The 24176-nt window shown below is 62.6% G+C and carries 16 protein-coding genes and 6 pseudogenes; 9 read left to right on the top strand and 13 right to left on the bottom strand.

The features are described from left to right. Positions 1-26 precede the first annotated feature (26 nt). The gene (locus tag AC1RQK_RS14310; protein ID WP_492809446.1) at positions 27-1061 is read left to right on the top strand and encodes a xylose isomerase; all 1035 of its coding nucleotides are present in this window, start codon (positions 27-29) and stop codon (positions 1059-1061) included. 74 nt (positions 1062-1135) lie between these two features. Beyond that, a pseudogene (locus tag AC1RQK_RS14305) lies at positions 1136-1825 on the top strand (aldehyde dehydrogenase family protein); the annotation flags it as partial. A gap of 11 nt (positions 1826-1836) precedes the next feature. Here the strand turns inward: AC1RQK_RS14305 and AC1RQK_RS14300 are convergent. The 8 genes and pseudogenes from AC1RQK_RS14300 to AC1RQK_RS14265 all read right to left on the bottom strand — a co-directional run bounded on the left by AC1RQK_RS14300 (position 1837) and on the right by AC1RQK_RS14265 (position 11240). Continuing rightward, positions 1837-2730 carry a MurR/RpiR family transcriptional regulator gene (locus AC1RQK_RS14300; protein WP_492809445.1) on the bottom strand — a complete coding sequence of 298 codons (894 nt, stop codon included), beginning with the start codon at positions 2728-2730 and terminating at the stop codon, positions 1837-1839. Between the two features lie 214 nt (positions 2731-2944). After that, entirely contained in the window at positions 2945-4117 is a 1173-nt protein-coding gene (locus AC1RQK_RS14295; RefSeq protein WP_492809444.1) for a Gfo/Idh/MocA family protein, read from the bottom strand. A gap of 28 nt (positions 4118-4145) precedes the next feature. Further along, positions 4146-5072, bottom strand: coding sequence for a TIM barrel protein (locus tag AC1RQK_RS14290; RefSeq protein WP_492809443.1), 927 nt, complete (start codon positions 5070-5072; stop codon positions 4146-4148). Positions 5073-5206: 134 nt separating this feature from the next. Next, a pseudogene (locus AC1RQK_RS14285) lies at positions 5207-6158 on the bottom strand (Gfo/Idh/MocA family protein). 318 nt (positions 6159-6476) lie between these two features. Beyond that, complete coding sequence (locus AC1RQK_RS14280; protein WP_492809539.1) at positions 6477-7388, bottom strand: sugar phosphate isomerase/epimerase family protein; 912 nt, start codon at positions 7386-7388, stop codon at positions 6477-6479. 238 nt (positions 7389-7626) lie between these two features. After that, positions 7627-8652, bottom strand: coding sequence for an ABC transporter permease (locus AC1RQK_RS14275; RefSeq protein ID WP_492809442.1), 1026 nt, complete (start codon positions 8650-8652; stop codon positions 7627-7629). A 27-nt stretch (positions 8653-8679) separates the two neighbouring features. Continuing rightward, the gene (locus AC1RQK_RS14270; protein ID WP_492809537.1) at positions 8680-10224 is read right to left on the bottom strand and encodes a sugar ABC transporter ATP-binding protein; all 1545 of its coding nucleotides are present in this window, start codon (positions 10222-10224) and stop codon (positions 8680-8682) included. A gap of 86 nt (positions 10225-10310) precedes the next feature. Next, a complete protein-coding gene (locus AC1RQK_RS14265) occupies positions 10311-11240 on the bottom strand; it encodes a sugar ABC transporter substrate-binding protein (protein WP_492809441.1) in 930 nt (309 codons plus the stop codon). A 307-nt stretch (positions 11241-11547) separates the two neighbouring features. Here AC1RQK_RS14265 and AC1RQK_RS14260 point away from each other — a divergent pair. Then, positions 11548-11926 (top strand): annotated as a pseudogene (locus AC1RQK_RS14260) (thiamine pyrophosphate-binding protein); the annotation flags it as partial. Then, positions 11927-12193, top strand: a pseudogene (locus AC1RQK_RS14255) (aldehyde dehydrogenase family protein); the annotation flags it as partial. Positions 12194-12497: 304 nt separating this feature from the next. Here AC1RQK_RS14255 and AC1RQK_RS14250 read toward each other — a convergent pair. The 5 genes and pseudogenes from AC1RQK_RS14250 to AC1RQK_RS14230 form a co-directional block, all read right to left on the bottom strand. Next, entirely contained in the window at positions 12498-13391 is an 894-nt protein-coding gene (locus AC1RQK_RS14250; protein WP_492809440.1) for a MurR/RpiR family transcriptional regulator, read from the bottom strand. 514 nt (positions 13392-13905) lie between these two features. Continuing rightward, positions 13906-14919 carry a bifunctional inositol 2-dehydrogenase/D-chiro-inositol 1-dehydrogenase gene (gene iolG, locus AC1RQK_RS14245; RefSeq protein ID WP_492809439.1) on the bottom strand — a complete coding sequence of 338 codons (1014 nt, stop codon included), beginning with the start codon at positions 14917-14919 and terminating at the stop codon, positions 13906-13908. A 15-nt stretch (positions 14920-14934) separates the two neighbouring features. After that, positions 14935-15756 carry a TIM barrel protein gene (locus AC1RQK_RS14240; protein ID WP_492809438.1) on the bottom strand — a complete coding sequence of 274 codons (822 nt, stop codon included), beginning with the start codon at positions 15754-15756 and terminating at the stop codon, positions 14935-14937. Between the two features lie 152 nt (positions 15757-15908). Next, positions 15909-16281, bottom strand: a pseudogene (locus AC1RQK_RS14235) (TIM barrel protein); the annotation flags it as partial. Positions 16282-16386: 105 nt separating this feature from the next. Then, positions 16387-16772, bottom strand: a pseudogene (locus tag AC1RQK_RS14230) (substrate-binding domain-containing protein); the annotation flags it as partial. A 368-nt stretch (positions 16773-17140) separates the two neighbouring features. On the opposite strand from AC1RQK_RS14230, the gene AC1RQK_RS14225 reads away from it, so the two are divergent. The 5 genes from AC1RQK_RS14225 to AC1RQK_RS14205 all read left to right on the top strand — a co-directional run bounded on the left by AC1RQK_RS14225 (position 17141) and on the right by AC1RQK_RS14205 (position 24056). Next, complete coding sequence (locus tag AC1RQK_RS14225; RefSeq protein ID WP_492809437.1) at positions 17141-19102, top strand: bifunctional 5-dehydro-2-deoxygluconokinase/5-dehydro-2-deoxyphosphogluconate aldolase; 1962 nt, start codon at positions 17141-17143, stop codon at positions 19100-19102. Between the two features lie 5 nt (positions 19103-19107). Continuing rightward, on the top strand, positions 19108-20991 hold the full coding sequence (gene iolD, locus AC1RQK_RS14220; RefSeq protein WP_492809436.1) for a 3D-(3,5/4)-trihydroxycyclohexane-1,2-dione acylhydrolase (decyclizing): 1884 nt from the start codon (positions 19108-19110) through the stop codon (positions 20989-20991). A 67-nt stretch (positions 20992-21058) separates the two neighbouring features. Further along, a complete protein-coding gene (iolE, locus tag AC1RQK_RS14215; protein WP_492809435.1) occupies positions 21059-21988 on the top strand; it encodes a myo-inosose-2 dehydratase in 930 nt (309 codons plus the stop codon). A gap of 33 nt (positions 21989-22021) precedes the next feature. Continuing rightward, positions 22022-22837 carry a 5-deoxy-glucuronate isomerase gene (iolB, locus tag AC1RQK_RS14210; RefSeq protein WP_492809434.1) on the top strand — a complete coding sequence of 272 codons (816 nt, stop codon included), beginning with the start codon at positions 22022-22024 and terminating at the stop codon, positions 22835-22837. 166 nt (positions 22838-23003) lie between these two features. Further along, a complete protein-coding gene (locus tag AC1RQK_RS14205; protein WP_492809536.1) occupies positions 23004-24056 on the top strand; it encodes a porin in 1053 nt (350 codons plus the stop codon). The last annotated feature ends 120 nt before the right edge of the window (positions 24057-24176 follow it).

The following is a 24176-nucleotide window of genomic DNA, read 5'->3' as shown; positions in this document are numbered from 1 at the left end:
TCCACGGCAACAACGGAAGGGAGACGATGGCTGAACCGATTCTCATTGGCGTGAACATTGACGGCGTGCTCGAGCACGATGGCTTGCCGTCGCCGACCGCCGCGGAACGCTTCCGGATGATCGCCGACGCCGGCGCATTCGACTACGTCGAGAAGAACCCGATGCCCGGCGAGGACCTGACGCCCTATTTTTCGCTGGTCGAACGCCACGCGCTGCCAATTCGCACGATCGGCGGCATCTGGCGCGCTGGCCTCGACGAAGCGCACGTCGTAGAGATCATCGACGCGGGCGCCCGCTTTGGCAGTAAAGTGCTGAACTGCCAGTTGCACGCGACCCACGCGGACGGACACCCACTGTCGGACGACGAAGTCGCGTCTTTCTATCTTCGCGCCTGCGAGCACGGCGAGCCAGTCGGCTGCCTGCCGTGCCTCGAAGTGCACGTCGACATGTGGAGCGAGGACTTCACCCGCGTTGCGCGGGTCGCGAGACGGGTCGAGCAGGCCGGCGCGACGTTTCGGATCACGCTCGATCATTCACACCTGCTGTTCAAGATCGGCAATCTCGCCGAGCTCGACGCATCGGGCATTCGCGAGCAAGTCCGGACCGGGCAGCTAGTGCTGGACCCGGCATCGCCCGCGGCTATATACGCCGACTGGATCGAGCGCGGCTGGGTGCATCACGCCCACGCGCGCAGCGTGATGCCGAACAATCCCGCGAATCGCCGGATGAATCGTCCCGACGGACGGCCCGGACGAGGCATCCAGTATCCGTTCCTCGAGCCCGCGCCCGGCGCCTACCACGACACATGGTGCGCAGCGAATCTCGAGACATGGAAGGACGCACTGCGCCAGTTGCTGCAATGGCAGGTGTTAGCGCGACCGACGCGACTCGAGCAGATAAGTTGCGAATTCATCCCGTTTCCCGACTATGGTGGAGGCGCACGCTATTCGATCTTCGACAACAACGTCGCTTGCGCACGATGGCTACGCGATACCTGGTTCGACTTGATGGCAAGACAAGCCGGTCCGTCGCGCGAAGACGCCGTGAACGCCAGTTTCTGATTCGATATTCGAAAAAGCCCCCTCCAGGACATGACGATGACTCATGCATTCGAATTTTGCCTGAACAGGTTGAGTTCCCGGTCGCGATCGCCGCAGGCAACACCTTCGTGCCCAAGCCAGGCGAATGCGATCCGCCGGCCACTCTGTCCATCGCAGATCTACTGACTCAGGCGGCTCCGCCTGCCAGGACGTTCAGCGTCCTGCGGTCGACTCCACGCCGATCGCATTCTGTGTTCAAGAACGCGGCGTTCAGCACGATAAGCGCGTGCAGGCGCTCGGCGAGGCGAAGAATCACCTCATCGGTGCCACCTACGGTTCAGCTGGCGAACGATGACGGGCTACTTCATCGGTGGAACGCTGTTCGACCACGTTACGCCCGACGCTTGCATCTGCATAAGGAAGAGAATTTCGGCCCGCTGCTCGCCTGCGTGCGCGTGAGGGACTTGTCCGAAGCGGTGACGCCGATCAGCGTGCACGAATTCGGCAACAGCGTATCGTTGTTCACCATCGCTCGCGAATCCTGGCGCCGCGTCCAGATCGGTATCAATGCGTTCCGATTCCGATGGCGTGGCATAGCTTCGGCGACTGGAAGAAGAGCCTCTTCGTCGACATGAATGCATGTGACGAGGAAGGCGTGCGGTTCTATAGACAGCGGAAGTCAATCATGCAGCGCCGATCGGCGAGCAAAGAGGGCCGAATTTGCGATGCCGACCACCTGGATATCGCCCGCCGATGCCCGTCGCCATGCACATTCATTCGCATAGCGGCGGGCATTTTAGATTGTTTCTTCAGTGCCGCGCGTGCCGGCAGGCGTCGTGGTCGGTCGATATGAAAGCTCGAGCCGATAAGCGAGCGCGACGAAAAGGCTCTGCGCGAGCCCCATCGTCGCCGTTAGTGCCCGGAAACCGAAAGTCGCGCTGTCCTGTACCAGCAGCGTCGCCTCGGCTTCGCGAGCCAATGGACTCATACGACTGTCGGTAATGGCGATCAGCCGTGCGCCTCGTTGCGTCGCGTGTTGTGCGACCTGTGTCGTCTCTTCCGCATAAGGCACGAAGGAAATCGCAATCAGCACGTCTCCCTTGCATACTGATCGGGTTTGCCCCTGCTGCATGCTCCCGAGCGCACTGAAGAGGCCAATGCGCTTGTCAGTGTGCTGTAGCGCATAGTCGAGATAGACGGCGATCGGAAAGGATCGCCTCGATCCGGCAATCCAAATCGCTTGCGTTTCCGCCAGCATATGAACAGCGTGCGCAAACGCATTCTGATCCAGCGTCTGGCGCAATTGCTGCATGCCGGCAATGCTGCCGTTGAAAAATTCGTCGGCGATCTGCTCGGGTTGGAGGCTGGAAGAGCCAGACTCGATCATATCGCGAAGCCGGAGGTTGTAGGCTCGCCCCGGCGCGATCTGTTCCGCCAGTCCGTCACGGAACAAACGTTGCATCTCGGAAAAACCCGAGAAGCCGAAATGCTGCGCGAAGCGCACGATCGCGGACGGCTGCGCGCCACACTCGTCAGCCAGAGACTGGATGCCTTCGAGGCCTAGGTGGTCGCGGTGTGTCTCGACATAATGAGCAATTGATTTAAGTCGCTTGCTCAGACCGTCGTATTCTCGTGTGATGCACTGCAGGAATTCGTCGACGGTTGCAGGTGGGTTCTGGAATGGGCTCATTTGAGGCGAGAAAGTAGCGATCCCGAATTCGTGACTCCATTGGTCAGGGCTCGACCGAAAAATTTCCATCAAATAGTGAAAAACGCCCCCATGATGCCACGAAGACCAGTGCGTCAACCAGGTCGCCCCTGGGTACGCGTCTACGCCGGCTCGGAGCATGGACAGTTCGCCCTTGTTCCGAGCCGGCGTGGGCCGGAAATCACCGGCCACGCGGTCAACGGTAGTCGACCCAAACGCCGCCAGCATCGGCTGAGCGCACACAGTTCTCCACCCAGCGCACGCCCTCCACCCCTGCGTGGACGTCCGGATAACGGATACTGCGCAACGCTTCCTCGTCCTGACGATCGGCGGCATCCATCGCGAGCGCAAACCTGTAGTACAGGTTCGACCATGCCTCGAACAATCCTTCGGGGTGCCCGGCGCCGATACGGTCGTCGTGCACTGCCTTCGGATGCAGATAGCCCATCCCGCGCTCGAGAATCTGCACAGGCTGTCCTTGAATTTCGTAACGCATCTGGTTCGGTTGCTCGTCCCACCATTCGAGGCTTGCCTTCGATCCGATCACGCGAACCTTTTGTCCATGCATCGAACCTGCGTTCACTGCTGACGACCACACGTAGCCGATCGCGCCGCCGCGGTATTCCATTATCGTAAACGCATTGTCCTCAAGTGGCGCGCGGCTCTTGACGAAACTCTGCCGCGAACACAGGAGCCGCTCGATCTTCAGATCGGGCAGCATCACTTCCGCGATGTATAGCGGATGCGTTCCGATATCGCCGAGAACATAGCTCGGGCCGGCAAATTTCGGATCCACGCGCCAACGGGTGGCCGGATTGGCCATTTCAACCGCTTCGCTATGGAAACCGTGAGCGAACTGCATCTGTACGATGCGGATCTCGCCGAGGTCACCGCGCGCGATCATCTCGCGCGCCTGCTCGATCATCTGATGTCCGGAATAGCCGTACGTTACGCCGACGATCTTGTTTGTTTCACGCGCAAACTGCAGCAGTTCCTCCGCCTCGGCGACTGTGAAGCAAAGCGGCTTCTCGCAGACCACGTGCAGCCCGGCATTCAGCGCCGCCTTGCAGATTTCAAAATGTGTGTTGTTCGGCGTTGCGATTGACACCGCGCGAATGCCGTCCGGACGGCTTGCTTCTGCCTCGAACATCGTCTTGTGGTCCGCGTAGCAGCGTTCTACGTTCACCCCCAATCGCTGGCCGAAGTTCCTGCCGCGATCCGGATCGATGTCGAATGCACCCGCGACGAGCTGAAAGCTGCCGTCGCGCAATGCGGCCGATCGATGGATGTAACCTATCTGGCTGCCCAGCCCGCCACCGACCATCCCCCAAGGAATGGATTTTCCAAGCAAAATTTGTCCGTCGATCATGGTTCTAGCGCTCCTTCATTGTGCTTGTTTAGGCGAAGCCCACCGATGCGAGGAATTCGCGACTGGCCGCTACGTCGCGCAGGCTGGTGCCGGCGTTGCGGGGATCGCGCTCCTGCTCGATCGTGATATAGCCGGAGTAGCCTAGATCATCCAGCGTCTGTTTGATCTTCGGATAGTCGAGCACGCCCTTGCCGATCGGGCACATTACGCCGCGCGCGCAGGCCGCGAAAAAGGCAATGTGTTCTCCCATCACCTGTTCGTACGTTGCGAGATCGATATCCTTGAAGTGGACGTAGTCGAGGCGGTCCGCGTGCCGGCACAGCCACGTCGTCGGATCCATGCCCGAGTAGTAGAGATGGCCAGTGTCCAGGCACAGGCCCGCGATATCCGATGGAATGTCGGCGACGATGCGATCGATTTCGTCCGCAAACTCGATGTAGCCGCCTGCATGTGGATGAATCACCGCGCGCACGCCAAATTCGTCTCGCGCAATCTCGGCGATCTTCCGGATATGATCGACCATGCCAGCCCATTGGGAGGCTGACAGCCGGGGCGCACGATCCGAATGGCCGGCCGCGTAGTCGCGCTCCGCGTGCCCCCAGTCCATCACCACCAGATAAGGCGCCGGGAAACGCTGGCCGGGCTGCGTTGGCAGCTGCGGCAGTTGTTTGATCAGCGCACAAATCTCGCGCGTTTGGCGCAGCAGGCTAGACAGGTTCTCCGGCGACACGAGATCGTCAAAGATCGTCCCGGCAGTGATACTCAGGTGCCGCCGATCAAGTTCGCCACGCACGAGATCGAGCTCCAGAGGAATGTACCCGTAAGGGCCGAGCTCGATACCTGAGTAGCCTGCTTCCGACGCCTCGGCTAACACGTGCCGCCACGACGGAAGGTGCGGATTCCTCACATCGTCCACGCCCCAGCAGCAAGGCGCACAACCAATCTTCATCGTCATATCAGTAGAAAATAGAGTCCGGGTTCCGGACAGATTGAAAGAAATATCGGTGAACTCGGGGATCGATCAATGGCGCAACGCAATGGTCAAGCGTGATAGAACTCCGGCTGCGCCGCCAGGTCGATCTGCTCGACCTAGCCGCTCTTTTGCGCGAGCACGCACGCATCCGCGACAACTGCGGCCGCGTACCCGTCCTACGCAGACGGCCCGGTCAGCGTGCTGCCGCGCACGCAGTCGATGAAGGCCCGCAGTTCGATGTCGTAGGACCCGATAAGCCGCTCCTTCCAGTCGGTAGATCACCATCGCATGCTTCATCGATACCGCCAGCGGATCCGGCAGTTTCGCAATGCCGTTCTCGCCCACCACCTCACACTGGATATCGTAGACATACTGGCAGTTGACGAAGAGCTCTACGTCATCGCGCACGCCGCCCACCGTCTCGAGCACGACGATCTGCGGATCGGCGAGGTGCGACGAGGCGTAGCGCGTCTTCTTCGGATAGACAACCTGGGCGCTCACGTAGTCTTCTCCGAGCAGCCAGCGCAGCACGTCGAGCTTATGGATCAGCGTATCTGTGATCGCCATGTCGGTCATATAGCGCTCGCCGACGGATTCGTTGCGGTGCGCGCAGTGCAGCATCAGAGGTGCGCCTATCCGCCCACTGCCGATCACCTGCTTAAGTGCAGGATATCCTTCGTCATACAGACGCATGAAACCGACCTGCACGAGACGGCGGCCGTGCGCATGTTCGGCCTCGACAATCCGCATGCAGCCGTCAGCAATCATTGCGAGCGACTTCTCGCAGAAAACCGGCTTCTCGCGTGTGATCGACTTCAGCACGAATGCCACATGCGTCGGCACCCACGACGCAACCGGCACCGCTTGCACGTCGTACGCCTCGATCAGCTCGTGGCCGTTCGCGAATACCTCAGCACTCAGGCCAGACATCGACACTGCGTTGCGTGCCAGTTGCGGATCGATGTCGGTCACCCCCACCACGCAGGCACTGGACAGCGTGCGGGTCAGCCGGCGAATGTGATCCCGCCCGATCGCGCCGCAGCCGCTCACACCAATTTGCAGAGCCATACCAATTGCCTCGTTGTCCGGGATGTCAGAACACTGCACTGCGGAAATAAGCGACTCTCTTCGCGATCAAGGTTTCGCCATTGATCTCGGCCATGATTTCGGCCGCGAACGGTTCGAGCTACACGGAGCCCGAGTAGCCGCGATCCGGCATCGTGCGCATCTGGCCGATACTGCCAAGCCAGGTCATTGTGTATCTCGACCGCCGAGACGCCGAGACGCCGGTACATCGCGAAATAATCGGCGACCAGCCGGCGCGGTACGCTGATCCGGTTGACTGCGAATTGAATTGATCGGCTCATGTTCGGAGTACGGTCGGGTTCAGCGGGCAGTGCGGTGGAAGTAGCGATCGACGTAGCGCTGCATTTCACTGCGCATGAAACGGGACGAATCTTCCGCGCGGTCCTCCCACGCGAACACGCACGACGACATCACTCCGTCGAAGCCGACCTCGCCCAGCGTGCCGAAGAACACGTCCCAGTCGATCTCGCCCTGGCCAATGTCGAGGTGCTGGTGTACGCGAATGTTGTTCGACCCGGGAGGATTGACGATGTAGCGCAACTGGCTGCTCTTCTTGGGGTCGAACGTGTCGGCAACGCGCACGTGCGCGAGAACCGGCGCAGCCTCACGAATCATCGCAGCCATGTCGTCGCCGTAATAGAACGTATGCGGCGCGATGTAGGACAGCTTCAGCGCTTTCGACCCGATGTTGTTCACGATGTCGATGGCAGGCTGAAGCTGCTCGATCCAGTCCTCGGGATGCGGCTCAACCGACAGAGTGATGCCTTCGCGCTCGAAAATCGGCAGCAGTTCGTCCATCGAGCGGAACCACGCAGCTTCACACATCTCCTTCGGGTTCGCACCCGGCCGCTCGCCGACGGACCGTTCCGGGGACGCGCCACGGCCGAATTCCGACACCATCAGCTTGCATTCCATTTCGACAGCGACTTCGATGGCCTTCTTCCAGCAGCGCACTGCCCATTGCCGCTCGTCCTCGAACGGGCTAGCCCAGCGATACATCGGCTGCAGCGAGACCAGCCCAACGCCGTTCACCCTCATCGCCTGCTTGAACGCCGCCATGCGTCCCCGGGTCGCGCGCGGCATGACCCACCAGTCGAGGAAATCGCTGCGCGGCGAAAGCTCAATCTGGTCGTAGCCGAGTGCCGCCACGACCTGCGGCAAGGTGTCGAGTGACAGGTGACGGATCATATAAGGATCTAGAGCAATCTTCATGACAATCCCTTTGGTGATTTGAAAGATCGACGGCGAGGCGCGATTGGCCCATTCCGTCCGTGCTGTTACGTGTTCGATGATTCGGCAATGCGCGTTCGGTAGTAGATACAGTCCGTCTCCTGGCCCGCGCGCATGCACGCGCGCGGTGGAGAACCAATCTATGCTCAGAAACTTGCCCACGTTTGCTGCGGCGAATTCTTAAAGGGAAGTCTCCGCAACTGCAATCCACCGTGGGCGATCAACGGCGCTTTTTCTTGTTTCGATACTGGTCCACAACGACAGCCGCGACAATGATCGCTCCCTTAACCATCTCTTGGTAGTATGTGTCAATGCGGATAAACGTGAAACCCGACGTCATCACGCCGAGGATCAGCACGCCTATCACCGTGCCGGTGATGCGCCCCAACCCGCCCGACAGCGACGTGCCGCCGATAACAACCGCTGCAATCGCGTCGAGTTCGTACATCATTCCCATACCGGACTGGCCGGAAATCGCGCGCGCCGCCGTGACGCTTCCTGCTATACCACTCAATGCTCCGGCGATCGCATAGACAAGTAACAGATGACCCGTCACGTTGATACCCGAAACAATCGCGGCCTGACGGTTCGCACCGATTGCATACGTAAACTTGCCAAAGCGCGTATAGCGCAATACCACGTGAAAGATCGCGGCGATTGCCAGAAAAATGATCACAGGGTTCGCACCCGCGCCGATCGCTGCGAACTGGTCGGTCAGCATCGAGACCGGCATGCCATCCGTAAACCATTTCGCGAAACCGCGTGCTGCGACCATTGTGCCGAGTGTCGCAATGAACGGAGGGATGCCCGTAAATGCGATTAGCGAGCCGTTTATCAGCCCTACCATCAAACCAACAATAATGCCAGCTAGCACGGGCCATATCACCGGCAAGTCCGTCAGGTGCGGAAACACAGCACGTGGGAAGTCGGAAACTTGAGCGAGACTTGCTGACACGACCGCAGCTGCAGCGACTACCGACCCTGGAGACAAGTCGATACCACTCGTGATAATGACGAGGTTCGCGCCCACTGCGATGATGCCAATCACCGCCATCTGCAGAATAATAATTTCGAGCCGTTCCGCGTTGAAGATGAAACTCTGGCCGACGACGCTCCAGCCCACCGCCTCGAAGAACAGGCTGATCCCGATCAGTACCAGAAAGATGCTCAGCTCTGGCGGCCACTTGAGGCGCCGCGACCTGGCTGCGACGGACTGCGGGCCCGCGACCGAATTGAAGTTGCTCATTGCTTTGTCTCCGTACAGTGTTCTTGCTTAGCGGGATGCCAGGTCCATAATTCGTACCTGATCCGCGTCTTTGCGGTCCACGATGCCGGTCATCCGCCCGTCGTGCATGACCATCACGCGGTCGCTCATGCCCAACACCTCTGGCATCTCCGACGAAATCATCAGCACCGCCACGCCCTTGCCAGCCAGCCTTGAGACGAGGCGGTGAATCTCGGCCTTCGCACCGACGTCGATGCCGCGTGTCGGCTCGTCGAGGATCAGAATCCGCGGCCGGGTTAGCAGCCAACGGCCAATCAGTACCTTTTGTTGGTTGCCGCCAGACAAGTTCTGAATTTCCTCATGCAGCCCGGGCGTCTTCACGCGCAGCGTGAGGCTCATCTCTTCGCAATCGCGCTTGAGCTGAGCCCGTTGCACGAAATTGAACTTCACGTAGCGGCTCTTGAGCACTGCCGCTTCCATGTTCGCAAGCAGGTCGAGACTCAGGAAGCAGCCCGTGTCTTTTCGATCCTCGGTCAGAAAGGCCATCCCATGCTTCATCGCCTTCGCGGGCGAGTCGATCCTCACCCGCTGATCATCGATGCAGATTTCGCCGGACGTCGCCGGCACCACGCCGAACAGCGCCTCAGCGACATTCGATCGCCCGGATCCAACAAGCCCCGCCACACCGAGTATCTCTCCCGCGCGCAGATCGAAGCTCACGTCGCGAAACACACCGTCCACGGTCAGGTTCTTCACGGACAGCACGACGTCTCCAATCGGCGCCTCCTCCTTCGGAAACATCTGCGTGATCTCGCGCCCGACCATCATGCGAATGATGTCGTCGCGTGTGACATCGGTCGACGCGTGCGTACCGATGTACTTGCCGTCGCGAAACACCGAGAATTCGTCGGCGATTTCGAACAGCTCGTTCATCTTGTGCGTGATGTAGACGATGCCTTTGCCTTGCTCTCGCAGCTGGCGAATGATGCGAAACAGGTGACCGACTTCCTTGTCGGTCAACGCTGACGTCGGCTCGTCCATGATCAGAATGTCGGAGTCGAACGATACGGCCTTCGCGATTTCGACCATCTGGCGGCTCGCGACCGTCAACGTCCGCACTTCGACCTCCGGATCAATGTCGATCGAAAGACGCTCGAAGAGGGCCAGCGTGCGCCGACGTAATTCCGCGTGATCGATTAGCCCAAAGCGATTTTTCGGCTCGCGGCGGATCCAGATGTTCTCCGCCACTGTCATGTAGGCCATCAGATTTAGTTCCTGATGGATCATCGCGATGCCGCGATTGAGGGCATCGAGCGGGCCGTTCAGCGTGACCGGCTCGCCTTTCAGGTGAATCTCGCCCTTGTCCGGCGTATATACGCCGGCAATAATCTTCATCAGCGTCGACTTACCCGCACCGTTCTCGCCCATCAGCGCATGCACGCTGCCTCGGCGCACGCGGAACTCCACGCCGTCGAGCGCGACGACACCTGGGAAAGACTTGCCCACACCACGGACATCCAGCAAAACGTCCTGATCGGGCAGGGCGATCGAATCAGGCGACAGTGCGTCCAGATTGGTCACGGTCGACGCCATCTTGGCGGTGAACATGTTCGCTCCTCAGAATAAGCCCGTGGCCGGCGACACAGCAGCCGGCCCGCTGGCCTTCAACACTCGGCCGATTAGGGCTTTCCCGCGTACTTGCTCATGTTGTCGAGCGTCACGAGTTCGAACGGTACATTCACGAAGCGATCCACCTTCTGCTTCTTCGCGAGCTTGAGCGCCGTCTCGACCGCCTGCGAACCTTGCCCCGCCGCGTTCTGATACACAGTCACCTTCAGATCGCCGCTCTTCATCGCGGCGAGCGCGTCAGGCGTCGCGTCAATCCCAGCGACGACGGTCTTCGGCGTCAGCTTGCGCGCCGCCTTCAGCGCGTTGATCGCGCCGATCGCCATTTCGTCGTTGTTCGCGATAATCGCGTCGAACTTCACGCCGGAGCTCAACCAGTTCATTGTGATGTCCTGCGCTTGCGTGCGACTCCACTTCCCTTCGCGCTTGTCGACGATCTTCATGCCGGAACAGTCATTCGTCCCAAGCACCTCTTCGATGTCCTTGGTCCGCGTGCGGGCTGCCTCGTTGGACATCTCGCCCATCAGCACCAGCACGTTGCCCTTGCCGTCGAGCAGCTTGCACACTTCACGCGTCTGGAGCGTGCCCGACAGCTTCTCATCGGACGCGACGACCGCAACGCCGGCCGGCAGCTTGTCGAAGTCCACCGGCTTGCGGTTCACGTACACGAGCGGAATGTTCGCCGCCGCCGCCATCTTCGTGATCTTCGGCGTCGCATCAGTATCGACAGCGTTCACGATGATCGCATCAACCTTTTGCGCAATCATGTTCTGGACTTGGCTGAGCTGCTTGCTGACGTCGTTGCCGGCGTCCTCGATCTGAACGGTTGCGCCGTCCTTCTTGGCCGTGTTTGCGATGCTGTTGCGCAGGATGGTCAGGAACGTGTCGTCAAAGAAGGCCATCGTCACACCGATCTTCTCTGCGTGGGCCAGCGGCGTCGCCAAAACGGCGGCAGCGGCAACGGCCATCAACTTGATCTTCATGCTCACTCTGTCTCCTATATATAGAGGGCGAAGGGCGGTGTGCGGTGCACGGCCCTGCCGGGGCTCGAATTGCGTTGCATCTTCAGGACGAAACTGTAGTTCATGCCGGACTCGATTTGGAATTTAATTTCTAAGTAATTTTACCTAGAGAAACACATTTCCAAAATGACTAAACTTCATCCGCACACTGGATTTCCCGGGAAACGGGCATCCGCTGCCCTCGACACCCGACGTGACCGCCGATCCGCCGAACCTGTCCTCAATTCACCGGCGCCGCCAGACGTCGGCCGCGAGCGTGACCATGGATATGAGCCTGTTGAACTTTCCGAGTAACCGCCCCATTGACCTAGCCTGCTTGGGCCAGGAAGCCACGGATGTCTATTCGCAGCAGTTTGGTAACCGCATCGAGGACGCGCGCAGCCTCGAGATGTGTCTGGGTGGCTCGTCCGGGAATCTGGCGTTCGGCGTCGCCGGACTCGGCGAGGCATTGCAGGCTGAAAAGGACCGACTGCAAACGCTGAACGCCCATCACTAGCGAGGCATGGCCAACGCGGCGGTAGCGTTTGCGAAAGCCAATTTCCGCCAGTGCGTGATGGCTGTGTCTTCCAGAATTGGTCCGTGGCGCGACAAACATGCTGACGTCGGCCGTACTCGCGCAAGTGGCGCGGCTGCCACTGTTACTGCTGCTCCTGAAGGGCGACTTCACTGATCAGCTCAACACCGGCCTCGACAACTGGACGCTCCGCCAGCCGCTCGACTTCGTCGCCGGCATCACGCCGTTCAACTTCCCTTGCATGGTGCGGTGCTGGATGCTCCCGGTCGCGATCGCCGCGGGCAACACCTTCGTGTTGAAGCCGAGCGAACGCGATCCGTCGGCCTCTCTGTTCCTCGCCGACCTGCTGACGCAGGCCGGGATGCCGGCTGGCGTCTTCAACGTCGTGCAGGGCGACAAGCGCGTCCAGGTCGGCATCAACGTGCCAATCCTTGTGATGGCCAGGCATAGCTTTGGCGGCTGGAAGAAGAGCCTGACGACATGCATGCGTAGGCGAGAAAGGTGTGCGGTTCTACACGCAGTAGAAGTCAGTGATGCAGCGCTGGGCGTCGAGCCTCGACAAGGGCGCCGAGTTCTCGATGCAGACGGCGAAGTAAAGCATGGGAGGTTTGCTCCCCGCTCCCACTTGCGCGAGAGGGGGGTACCAAAGTCAGCCATTCCAACTCTGTCAGTGCACGCAAGCGTGGGCCCGGAAGATGCCGCCTTCAGGTCGCCTCTTCGGCGCCCTCCAGGCCGTCTGGCGCGCCAGTGGGCCGGTATGAAAGCTCGAGCCGGTAGGCCAGCGCAACGAAGAGACTCTGCACCAGCCCCATCGTCGCCGTCAGCGAACGAAACCCGAAGGTGGTGCTGTCTTGGACAATCAGCGCGGCCTCGGCCTCACGCGCGATCGGGCTCATGCGGCTGTCGGTGATGGCGATCAGGCGCGCTCCGCGCTTCCTGCTCTGCTGCGCCACCTGCACGGTCTCCTCGGCGTAAGGCATGAACGAGATCGCAATCAGCACGTCGCCGGCGCGCACCGAGCGGATCTGCCCCTGCTGCATGCTGCCCAGTGCGGTGAACAGACCTATGCGCTTTTCGGTATGCTGCAGCGCATAGTCCAAGTAAGCCGCTACCGGGAACGACCGGCGCGAGCCGGCGATCCAGATCGCCTGCGTGTCCGCCAACAATGCTACCGCATGGGCGAATGCCTGCTGGTCCAGCGCCAGGCGAAGCTGCTGCATCCCGGCGATGCTGCCCTTGATGAACTCGTCGGCAATCCGCTCTGGCTGCAGGCTCGATGAGCCCGCATCGATCACGTCGCGCAGGCGCAGGTTGTAGGCGCGCCCCGGCGCGATCTGCTCGGCCAGCCCCTCGCGGAACAGCCGCTGCATTTCGGAGAAGCCGGAGAAGCCAAAGTGCTTGGCAAAGCGCACCACTCCCGACGGTTGGACGCCGCATTGGTCGGCCACCGACTGGATGCCTTCCAGCCCGAGGTGGTCGCGGTGTGCCTCGACATGGCGGGCAATGACCTTGAGCTGCTTGCTCAGGCCGTCGTATTCCTGCGTGATCCGCTGCAGGAGCCGCTCGACGGATGCGGGTGGCGTCTGAAGTAGGCTCATCGCAAAACGAAAGATATCAAAATGGCGGACCATGTGTTTTTATCGGGTGGCACATGATGCCACGAAGCCCAGCACGGCTGCCAGAGGGGTTTCTCCTGCCCCCGGGAGCCGTCGGCCTGGGTGATCCGGCGGATCTAGGAGATCGTAGCGGCCTGCGCTCGTCGGAGAGCCGCCAGGCGCGGTCCGGATGGCCGGCCTCGTAGTCACACTCGGGGAGGCCCAGTCGATCGCCATCAGATAGGGCACCGAGTAGCGTTGCCCTGCCTCGCCAGGAAATCGGGGCAGCTGCCTGGCCAGCGGCGATAACGAGCCGCCGTTGATCAAGCATGCGCGCACGAGGTCCACGTCGAGCGGGTGGTAGGCCGACGCCCTTGCAACCAGCCTCGGCGGCCTCAGCCAGCACGCGCTGCCAGGGCGGCAAGTGCTGGTTCGTCACGTCGTCCACGCCCCAGAAGCAGGGCGCGTAAGAACCCGGGCCGCGGCCCGGTCGGGGAACGTCGCCTGCTTCCGACGCTCAGTTGCGGTAGAACCTCGGTCGCGCCGGCATCTCGATACGCTCTATCGCGCCGGACTTCTGTGCCAGCACGCAGGCATCGGCAGCCACGGCGGCGGCATAGCCGTCCCACGCCGAAGGCCCCGTCAACTGCTCCTCGCGTACCCCGTCGATGAACGCTTGCAGTTCGACATCATAGGCGGCAATGAAGCGCTGTTTCCAGTCGGTCAGGATCGACACGGAGTTTTTCGCCGCGCTTCGCATCGGCACCGCCGAAGGTTCCGGCAGCCGGGCGATTCCCGTCTCACCCACTACTTCGCACTGGATGTCGTAGCCGTACTGACAATTGACGAACACCTCGACGTCGATGCGGATTCCGCCCAGGGTTTCCAACAGAATGATCTGCGGATCAGCCAGATGCGACGATGCATGGCGCGTCTTTTTCGGGTACACCACTTGAGCACTCGCGTAGTCGTCGTTGAGCAACCAGCGCAACACATCGAGTTCGTGGATCACGGTATCGGTGATCGCCATGTCGGTCATGTAGCTTTCGCCTACCGACAGGTTCCGGTGCGCGCAATGCACCACGAGAGGCGTGCCGATTTCCCCGTTGGTGAGCACCTGCTTGAGTGCGCGATAGCCCTGGTCGTACGGACGCATGAAGCCAACCTGGACGAGCCGGCGGCCATGCGCCAACTCTGACTCGACGATGCGCATGCAGCCAGCGGCAGTCACTGCCAGCGGCTTCTCGCAGAATACCGGCTTCCCGTGGGCGATGGCCGTCAGCACGAATTCCTCGTGCGTAGGGCCCCATGAAGTAACCAAAAGTGCGTGCACTTCTGGAGCAGCGATCAACGCATCGCCACTGCCGAATACCTCGGCATTCAGGCCACACCTGGCCACCGCGTCGCGCGCCTGTTGCGGATCGATATCCGTCACCGCCACCACCCTGGCACCCGACAGCGTCTGTGAAATTCTGCGGATATGGTCCTGTCCGATCGCACCGCAACCAATAACCCCGATCTGCAATGTCATGTTGTCTTCTCCTCTTTAGGATAGTGAATTGCGAATGAAGTCCATGCTCTGTCTGAGCAAGGCCTCGCTGTTGCTCGCGTCCATGATCTCGGCCGCAAACGGCTCAAACGACACCACGCCGTCATAGCCGCGATCCAAAAGCACGCGCAATTGACGGATATTGCCGAGTCGATCGCCCTCCCCTACCAACACGCGATGGCCGTCTCGCATCTGGTGACTCTCTACCTTGAACGACTCGACACCGGAGATATGCACCAACCCGGTCAGGTCAGGAAAGAAGATGTCCTCGTCGGACAGGTGGTGATGGAAGGTATCGTGCACCAGCTTGAAGTGGCCCTCGCCGGCTGCGTCGTAGATCGCTTCCACGGCGTCGGACTTGCGGCGCAGCGAACACTCGGCGAAGCCAAGTGGCTCGACCAGGCCCTGGATGCCGTGATCATCCAGGATGGCGCGCAACTGCTTGAGCGCGTGCACAAGGTCTTGCCTGCGCTCGCTATCCGTGCGCCTGTCCTCGAGGCTGTTCAGCGGGCACATGACCAGGGCCTGCGCGCCGCAGTCGCACGCATAGGCTGCTAGCTCACGCGCTTTGCGTTCCAGCGCGGCGTCGAAAACGTCGAACGGATAGAGCGCATTGATGGAACGAATGGCGATGCCGGCCTGTTCTGCCGCAGCCTTCAGCACGGCCGGAGCCGTGCCGTCACTGATTTCGGCGCCGTTCAGGTCATTGCGGATCTCGATGCTGGATACGCCCAGGCGCTGGCACATTGCCAGATAATCGGAGAACGACAAGCACGGGGCGCTGATGCGGTTGATGGCGAACTGAATACGATTGTCCATGGCTAAAGGTTCTGTTTGGGGTTAATGCGACGCTTGATGGAAGTACTCGTCAACGTAACGCTGCATCTCCTGGCGCATGAAGCGGCTCGATGCCTCGGCACGCTCCTGCCAGGCGAACACGCATGACGACATCACGCCGTCGAAGCCGCCCACACCCAGCCGCTCCCCGATCGAGCGCTCCGTGGACGCGCCACGGCCGACTCCGACACCATCAGCCGGCAATCCATCTCGACGGCAACCTTGATGGCCCGCTTCCAGCAGCACATAGCCCATTGCCGCTTGTCCTCGAATGGGCTGGCCCAGCGGTATATCGGCTGCAGCGCGGCGAGGCCGACGCCATGGGGCCGCATGGCCTGCTTGAACGCAGCCATGCGCTCGCGGGGGGCGCGGGGCATCACCCACCAGTCGAGGAGGTCGCTGCGCGGCTACAGCTCGATCTGAGCCGTAGCCGAGTTCGGCCACCGCGCTTGGTAGTTCTGTCAGCGGAAAGTGGCAGATCATGTACGGATCCAGTGCAATCTTCATTGGGATCTCCTTGATGATGGAAAAGGTGATGACGCCTCGGTTCTTCTTCAGATACTTGTCCATGTTGGCTGGCGTCACCAGCTCGAACGGCACCCACACCCGCTAAGGCACTGGCTGCCCCTTGATCAGCTTCAAGGCCGCGTCCACGACGCCCCGCCCTGCCCCATGCCATCCTGGAAAACAGTCACCTTCAGGTCGCCGGCCTTCATGGCGGCCAACAAGCCGTCCTGCGTGGCGTCGATGCCCGCCACCACGACCTTGTCGAGCTTGCGTGAGGCCTTTAGCGACTGGGGGGCTCCGATCGCCATCTCCTCGTTGTTGGCGATGATGGCGTCGAACTTCACACCCCTGCTCAGCCTGTTGGTCGTGATGTCCTGCGCCCGCGCACGATCCCAATTGCCCTCGCGCTTGTCGACAATTTTGATGCCCGCGCCCCCCTTCGTCGCCAGCACCTCTTCAATATCCGTGGTCCGCGTGCGCGCCGATTCATTGAGGTGTCGAAGTTGGCTATCGTCACGCCGATCCTCAGGGCGTGGGCAAGCCGCGACGTCAACGCGGCAGCGGTGGCGACGGCCATCAGCATCCTTTTCATTCTGGTTGTCTCCGCGGGGTAGGTGCCTTGGCTGGGCCACGATTGACAGGCGCCTCAGCTGGATGCCAGTGTAGTTCCGTCTCACCTATTTTTAGAAATTTACTTCTAATGGATTTCCACTAGGGAATTTTATTTCCATCGTTGCTAGACTCCATCCGCAGCCCTGACTCTCCGGCGTGGGGTGGCCGTCGCTCCGGCACGGCCGTCCGCCGGACCCGATCCCCCCAGTGCCTGGCGCGTGCGCCGGCCGCGAGCCTGACAAGTGACATGAGCGTCTTGAACTTTCCGAATGGTCGCCCCATCGACCTGACCTGCCTGGGCCGTGTGGCCGTGGATCTCTATGCGCAGCAGTACGGCAGCCGCCTCGAGGACGCGCGCAGCTTCCAGATGTATCTCGGCGGGTCGTCCGGAAACCTGGCCTTCGGCGTGGCCCGGCTGGGCCTGAAGACCGCGATGATCTCGCGCGTCGGCGACGAGCAGATGGGCCGTTTCCTGCGCGAGACCCTGGAGCGCGAAGGCTGCGACACCAGCCAGCTCCAGACTGACCCGGAGCGCCTGACCGCGCTGGTTCTGCTCGGCCTGAAGGACCGCGACACCTTCCCGCTGCTGTTCGTGCGCGAAAACTGCGCCGACATGGCCGTGCGCGCGGACGAGATCCGGGAGGACTTCATAGCCGGCTGTCGCGCGCTCGCCATCACCGGTACCCATCTCTCCACGCCGGTCACCCGTGAAGCGTCTCTGGCTGCACTTAGCTACGCCCGCCGCCACGGCGTCGTGCGCGTGCTGGACATCGACTACCGCCCCGTGCTGTGGGGCCTGACGTCACGCGGTGCTGGCGAGAACCGCTACGTGCCCGACGAGCGCGTCACGCAGCAATTGCAGCAGGTGCTCGGCGAGTTCGAACTGCTGGTGGGCACCGAGGAAGAGTTCCTGATCGCTGGCGGCGTGCCGGGCGACCTGATGGCCTCGTTGCGGGCCGTGCGTGGGATCACCCCGGCTGTGCTAGTCGTCAAGCGCGGCGCGCTGGGCTGCTGCGTGATCGAACACGACCTGCCCGAGCGCATCGAGAACGCCCCCACCTACCACGGCGAGCGCGTCGAGGTGCTTAACGTGCTCGGCGCGGGCGACGCCTTCCTCTCCGGGCTGATGTTCGGTCTGCTGCAAGGCAAGGACTGGGCCGAATCCACCCGCATCGCCAATGCGTGCGGCGCGATCGTGGTGTCGCGCCACGCCTGCTCGGCGGCCATGCCGACGCCTGCCGAACTGGCACACTGGTTCGGTGCTCACCGCAATCCGAAGGTGGATGCCGACCAGCAGCTCGCCCACCTGCATCGCGTCACGGCGGCACGCCGGCAGTGGGACGACCTGTGCGTGATCGCCTTTGACCATCGCAGCCAGTTCTACGACCTGGCCCGCCAGGCCGGTGCCGACGAGGGCCGCATCCCGGTGCTTAAGCAACTGCTGGTGCGCGTGGCCGAGCAGGTGGAGCGCAGCCGCGGCCTGCTCGGCCACACCGGCGTGCTGATCGACGGCGGCCCATACGGCAGCGACGCGCTGGCGCGGGCCACGGGGCGCGGCTGGTGGGTCGGTCGACCGATGGAGCTGCCGGGCTCACGCCCGCTGCGATTCGACGGCACGCGCTCCGTGGGCTCGGCGCTCGTCCACTGGCCCACAGAGCAGGTGGTCAAGTGCCTGGTGCACTACCACCCAGACGATCCGGTGGCACTGCGGCACGAGCAGGAAGAGAAGGTGCTCGAGCTGTGGGAGGCCACGCGCGAGAGCGGCAACGAACTGCTGCTGGAAGTGATCCCGCCGCGCGCGCAGACGCCCGCAGGCAGCGAGGACGACGTGGTGCTGCGCGCCGTCAAGCGTTTCTACAATCTGGGCGTTAAACCCGAGTGGTGGAAGCTCTCCCCGATGCAGCCCGAGGGCTGGACCCGACTGGAGGCGCTGATCGCCGAGCGCGACGATCACTGCCGCGGGGCGGTGATCCTCGGCCTGAACCAGCCGCTGCAGTACCTGGCCGACAGCTTCCGCGGGGCGACCAACCCGGTCGTCAAGGGCTTTATGGTCGGGCGCACGCTGTGGGCAGACGCCTCCCTCAATTGGCTGCGCGGCCAGCTCGATGACCAGGGCTTTGTCGACGAGGTAGCCGGCAACTTCGCACAACTCGTGGACGCCTGGCGGGGACGCCTGGCCGGCGCTGCCGCCACAAAAACCGGGGAATAACAACGATGGAACGAACCGTAAGACTGACCGTGAGCCAGGCGCTGGTGCGCTACCTGGCCGCATTGCAAGCCGAGGTGACCCAACCCGACGGCCGCACCGAGATCCTGCCTTACTGCGCCGGCGTGTTCGCAATTTTCGGCCACGGCAATGTGGCGGGGCTCGGGGAAGCGCTGCAGGCCGAACAGAGCCGGCTGCCGACCTTTCGCGCCCACAACGAGCAGGGCATGGCAAACGCGGCGGTAGCCTTCGCGAAGGCCAACTTCCGCCAGCGCATCATGGCAGTGACCTCCAGCATCGGTCCGGGTGCCACTAACATGCTGACCTCGGCAGCGCTCGCGCATGTGGCGCGGCTGCCGGTGTTGCTGCTGCCGGGCGACATCTTCGTCTCCCGCCTGCCTGACCCTGTGCTGCAGCAGGTGGAGAGCTTCGAGCAGGGTGACGTCAGCGCCAACGACTGCTTCCGCCCGGTGACGCGCTTCTTCGACCGGATCACGTCGCCCGAGCAACTGCTGGTGGCACTGCCGCGCGCGATCCAGGTAATGACCGACCCTGCGCAGTGCGGTCCGGTGTGCCTAGCGCTGCCGCAGGACGTACAGACATTCGCCTACGACTGGCCAGAGGACTTCTTCCATCCACCGGTAATTCGCGTGCGCCGCCCGCCGGCAGAGGCGTTCGAGCTGGCCGAGGCCGCCGCGCTACTGAAGTCCGCGAAGACCCCGCTGATCGTAGCCGGAGGCGGCGTGCTCTACAGCCAGGCCTGGGACGCGCTGCGCGACTTCGCGCAAACGCACGGCATCCCGGTGGCCGAATCGCAGGCCGGCAAGGGCAGCCTCGCGTGGGACCATCCGCTCAACCTCGGCGCGATCGGCGTGACTGGCTCGCCCGCCGCGAACAGCGCTGCCGAACAGTGCGACGTGGTGTTCGCCGTCGGCACGCGGCTGCAGGACTTCACCACAGGCTCGCACGCGTTATACGGCCACGCCAGCCTGCTTAGCCTGAACGTGCAGCCATTCGACGCCGGCAAAAAGCGTGGCAGGCAGCTCATCGCCGACGCCCGCGCCGGGCTGGGGCAGCTCTCGGCTGAACTGGCCGGCTGGCGGACCGACCCGGACTGGACCGTCAGTTGCCTCGATCGGGCCGCGGCGTGGGTGGCGCGCGTGACAGCGCTGACCACGCGCGCCCCGAAGGACGAGTTGCCCTATGACGCCGAGGTGATCGGCGCGGTGCGTGAGTCCGCAGCAGACGCCGGGCTGGACAGCGCGCATGACGACATCGTGGTCTGCGCGGCCGGCACACTGCCCGCCGAGCTGCACAAGCTGTGGCGCAGCGGCCTGCCCGGCAATTACCACATGGACTACGCCTACTCGTGCATGGGGTACGAGGTAGCCGGTGGCCTGGGAGTGAAGCTGGCGCGGCCGGAGCGCGAGGTCATCGTGATCGTCGGCGACGGCTCGTATATGATGCTCAACGCCGAGCTGGCCACCTCTGTAATGCTCGGCCGCAAGATCATCGTCGTGATCCTCGACAACCGCGGCTATGGCTGCATCGAGCGCCTGCAGATCAAGAGCGGAGGCGCAAGCTTCAACAACATGCTCGACGACTGCGTGCCCGAGGGCGGCGAGCGTTCGGCGATCGACTTCGCGATGCACGGCCGCTCAATGGGCGCCGAAGCCGTCCACGCGCGCGACATCGACGAACTGCGCCGCGAGATGCGGCGCGCGCGGGCGGCCACGAAGAGCCAGGTGTTGGTGATCGACACCACCCACCATCGCACCACCGGCGATGGCGGCGCCTGGTGGGAGGTGGCGATCCCACAGATCTCTACCCGCCCCGAGGTAGAAACGGCGCACCGCAGCTACCTCGACATCAAACGCCGACAACGGCGCTGAGGCACACATGCCCGACGCGCATCGTTCCACACTGAATCCTGAACCCCCACCCCCACGCGAACTTCTCATGACCTGGAATGTCCGAATCGGCATCAATCCGCTGTCCTGGATGAACGACGACCTGCCTTCGCTAGGCGGCGAAACCCCGCTCGAAACGGCGTTAAAGGAAGGCGCGGAGATCGGCTACGCGGGCTTCGAGCTCGGCAACAAGTTTCCGAAGGAAGGCCCGGCGCTCAAGGCCAAGCTGGCCGAGTATGGCCTGGTCTGCGTCTCGGGCTGGTACTCGGGCTTTCTCGCCGAAGTGGCGCCCGGCCAGAGCGACGCCGATGCGGTGGCCGCCGAGATCGAACGCTGCCGCGCCCACATGACCAAGCTGCAGTACAACGACGTGAATGTCGTCGTCTACGGCGAGTGCGCGGGCACGATCCAGGGCCAGATCGACACGCCGGTCGGCAAGCGCCCGCGCTTTACCGATGACGAGGCGTGGCGGCGCTACGCCGAACGGCTCAACGCATTCGGCGCGCACCTGCTCAATACCTATGGCATCCGGCTCGCCTATCACCACCATATGGGCGCCTACGTCGAATCTCCGGCGGATGTGGACCGCCTGATGGCGCTGACCGACCCGGCGAGCGTGTTCCTGCTGTTCGACACAGGGCACGCCTACTTCGGCGGCGCGGCCGACCCGGTGACGCTCTTGAAGAAGCACGCCTCCCGCGTCGTGCACGTCCATTGCAAGGACGTGCGCGCCGCCGTCATCGCCCAGGCGCGCAACGACAGCTGGAGCTTCCTGAAGGGCGTGATCAACGGCACGTTCACCGTGCCCGGCGATGGCGAGATCGACTACGAGCCCGTGCTGCGCGCGCTGAAGGAAGCCGGCTACGAGGGCTGGATCGTGGTGGAGGCCGAACAGGACCCCGCGGTCGCGCCGAGCTACGCCTATGCGAAAAAGGGCTATGAGACACTTCGCACGCTGGTCAACCGGCTGAGCGCGTAAGCCGCCGGCAACCCGATACCAGGAGTCCCTCCCATGACGATATCCCCCCTGCTGGTCAAAGCCGCGCGCGAGCGCGAGATCTGCAACGTCACCCCCGCGTCCGCCGGCTGGAAGCATGTGGGCTTTCGCGCGCTGCGCATGCGGGCCGGCGATCACGAAACCATCGAGACCGGCGCGCGCGAGCTATGCGTGGTAGTGCTGACCGGCACCATCGAAGCGGAAACGGGCGGCCAGCGTTTCGAAGGACTGGGCAAGCGCGACAGCGTGTTTGACGACATCTCGCCCGATGCACTGTACGTGCCCGGCGGCGAGGCGGTGACGATCACGGCCTCGCGCGATGCCGAGGTTGCATTGTGCACGGCGCCCTATGCGAGCAGCGACAAGACAGTGCGCCGCCTCGATGGCGCCAGCATGCGCCGCTCGGTGCGTGGCGAGGGCAGCAACACGCGCTACGTCTGCGACATCCTGATGGGCGACAACCCGGCTGCCGACCGGCTGCTCGTGGTGGAGGTCGTCACGCCCGCCGGCCATTCGAGCAGCTATCCGCCACACAAGCACGACATCGACAACGCGCCCGAGGAAACCGCGCTCGAGGAGACCTACTACCACCGGCTCAACCCGCCGCAGGGCTTCGCATTCCAGCGCGTCTACACGGACGACCGTAGCCTCGACGAAGCGTGCGTGGTCGAGGACCACGACGTGGTCATGGTGCCGCGCGGCTATCACCCGGTGGTCGCACCGCACGGCTACAACCTGTACTACCTGAACGTGATGGCCGGCCCGAGCCGCGCCTGGGCCTTTAAGAACGACCCGGCGCACGAGTGGATGTTGAAGCTTCCCTCGCGCTAAGCGCCTGATTCCCCCCCTTCCAACGTCCCACGCGTGCCAGCGGCGCACGCGTGGAGGGCGCCCCTGCGCCGCATTTTTGTGCCGCCACTCAGAAAACAAAGAGGAGACAGTCAACATGAGCCTTGCAGCCCACGGAACCGCGCCACGCGGCACCGCGAAGATCGCCATGCGGTTCGCCATCGCTTCCGTCCTTGCCGGTGCAGCCGGTGGTGCGACGGCGGCGAGCGGCGTACAGCTGTACGGACGCATCGTCAATGGCGTCGACTACATGAACAAGATCGCGACGGGACCGGGCCAGTCCGCGAGCAACGCCCGGGTCGGCGGCCAATGGGGAGCCAGCTGGTGGGGCTTGCGCGGCATCGAAGATCTGGGCGGAGGATTGAGTGCTGTGATGAATCTCGAGAGCCAGTTCTCCTCGGCAGACGGCACCACAGGCGACAGCCTCTTCAGCCGCTATGCGGCAGTGGGGTTGTCGAGCCAGGCCTATGGCACGCTGCTGCTTGGCCGGGCAATGAGTCTCCCCGATGGAGAAGTCTGGGCGGTGGACCCCATGGGCCTCCAGTCAATCAGTGTCGGCACGCTGCAGGGCAACAGGACCTGGGGCTCGCGCCCGAAGACCATCACCTATAACTCGCCGAACTGGGGCGGCCTGTCGTTCCGCGCGCAGGCCGGGTTGAACGGCACGGCGGGCAGGTTCAGTTCGGGCCGGCAGCTTGCGGGAAGTGTGAGTTACCAGGGCGGCCCGCTGGTGCTCAAGGCCTTCTATGAGGAGATTCGCGACAGCAATGCCGAGTTCACCAATCTCTATACGGCATCCCGCCTTTACACCGCCGGCGGCGCCTATCAGATCGGCGACCTCAAGCTGTTCGCGGGCTACAGCCTGATCCGCTCGAATGGCAGCACCGTTGTCGACGCCGATAACCCGACGGGCGCCACGAAACAGCAGACCTACTGGGTCGGTGCCAACTACGAGCTCACGCCGGCCCTGACATTGATTGGCGGTGCCTATCGGGCCAACCGGAACAACGGTGCCGGCAACGGGACCTTGCTGAGCGTCGGCGCCAACTACCACCTCTCCAAGCGCACGATGCTGTATGGCACCGTCGGTACCGTCTTCAACGGCAGAAGTGCATCGTTCTCGGTGGAAGCCAATGGCGGCAAGCCGCTGCCGGGTTCCAACCAACAGGGTGTCTATACCGGCATCGTGCACTCGTTCTGACGCCCCCTTCGAAATGACATGCATGCGCCATGGCCCTCTTGGTACTTGAACGTAAAGAGCATGGCGCCCGTCGCCGAGCCCGTACCCCGGCTCTTACTTGCCGCGACGCTGTAGTAGCAG

This window comes from Cupriavidus sp. GW822-FHT02D05, assembly GCF_058802485.1.
The sequence above is the reverse complement of the archived record's forward strand: the minus strand, read 5'-3'. Positions and strand labels throughout refer to the sequence as shown.

Excerpts from the sequence above, each read along its gene's own strand:
- AC1RQK_RS14295 (WP_492809444.1), bottom strand. The coding sequence starts at position 4,117 with ATGATCGACGGACAAATTTTGCTTGGAAAATCCATTCCTTGGGGGATG.
- iolB (WP_492809434.1), top strand. The coding sequence starts at position 22,022 with ATGACGATATCCCCCCTGCTGGTCAAAGCCGCGCGCGAGCGCGAGATC.
- iolD (WP_492809436.1), top strand. The coding sequence starts at position 19,108 with ATGGAACGAACCGTAAGACTGACCGTGAGCCAGGCGCTGGTGCGCTAC.
- AC1RQK_RS14290 (WP_492809443.1), bottom strand. The coding sequence starts at position 5,072 with ATGACGATGAAGATTGGTTGTGCGCCTTGCTGCTGGGGCGTGGACGAT.
- AC1RQK_RS14250 (WP_492809440.1), bottom strand. The coding sequence starts at position 13,391 with ATGAGCCTACTTCAGACGCCACCCGCATCCGTCGAGCGGCTCCTGCAG.
- AC1RQK_RS14280 (WP_492809539.1), bottom strand. The coding sequence starts at position 7,388 with ATGAAGATTGCTCTAGATCCTTATATGATCCGTCACCTGTCACTCGAC.
- AC1RQK_RS14205 (WP_492809536.1), top strand. The coding sequence starts at position 23,004 with ATGCGGTTCGCCATCGCTTCCGTCCTTGCCGGTGCAGCCGGTGGTGCG.
- AC1RQK_RS14225 (WP_492809437.1), top strand. The coding sequence starts at position 17,141 with ATGAGCGTCTTGAACTTTCCGAATGGTCGCCCCATCGACCTGACCTGC.
- iolE (WP_492809435.1), top strand. The coding sequence starts at position 21,059 with ATGACCTGGAATGTCCGAATCGGCATCAATCCGCTGTCCTGGATGAAC.
- iolG (WP_492809439.1), bottom strand. The coding sequence starts at position 14,919 with ATGACATTGCAGATCGGGGTTATTGGTTGCGGTGCGATCGGACAGGAC.
- AC1RQK_RS14310 (WP_492809446.1), top strand. The coding sequence starts at position 27 with ATGGCTGAACCGATTCTCATTGGCGTGAACATTGACGGCGTGCTCGAG.
- AC1RQK_RS14265 (WP_492809441.1), bottom strand. The coding sequence starts at position 11,240 with ATGAAGATCAAGTTGATGGCCGTTGCCGCTGCCGCCGTTTTGGCGACG.
- AC1RQK_RS14275 (WP_492809442.1), bottom strand. The coding sequence starts at position 8,652 with ATGAGCAACTTCAATTCGGTCGCGGGCCCGCAGTCCGTCGCAGCCAGG.
- AC1RQK_RS14270 (WP_492809537.1), bottom strand. The coding sequence starts at position 10,224 with ATGGCGTCGACCGTGACCAATCTGGACGCACTGTCGCCTGATTCGATC.
- AC1RQK_RS14300 (WP_492809445.1), bottom strand. The coding sequence starts at position 2,730 with ATGAGCCCATTCCAGAACCCACCTGCAACCGTCGACGAATTCCTGCAG.
- AC1RQK_RS14240 (WP_492809438.1), bottom strand. The coding sequence starts at position 15,756 with ATGGACAATCGTATTCAGTTCGCCATCAACCGCATCAGCGCCCCGTGC.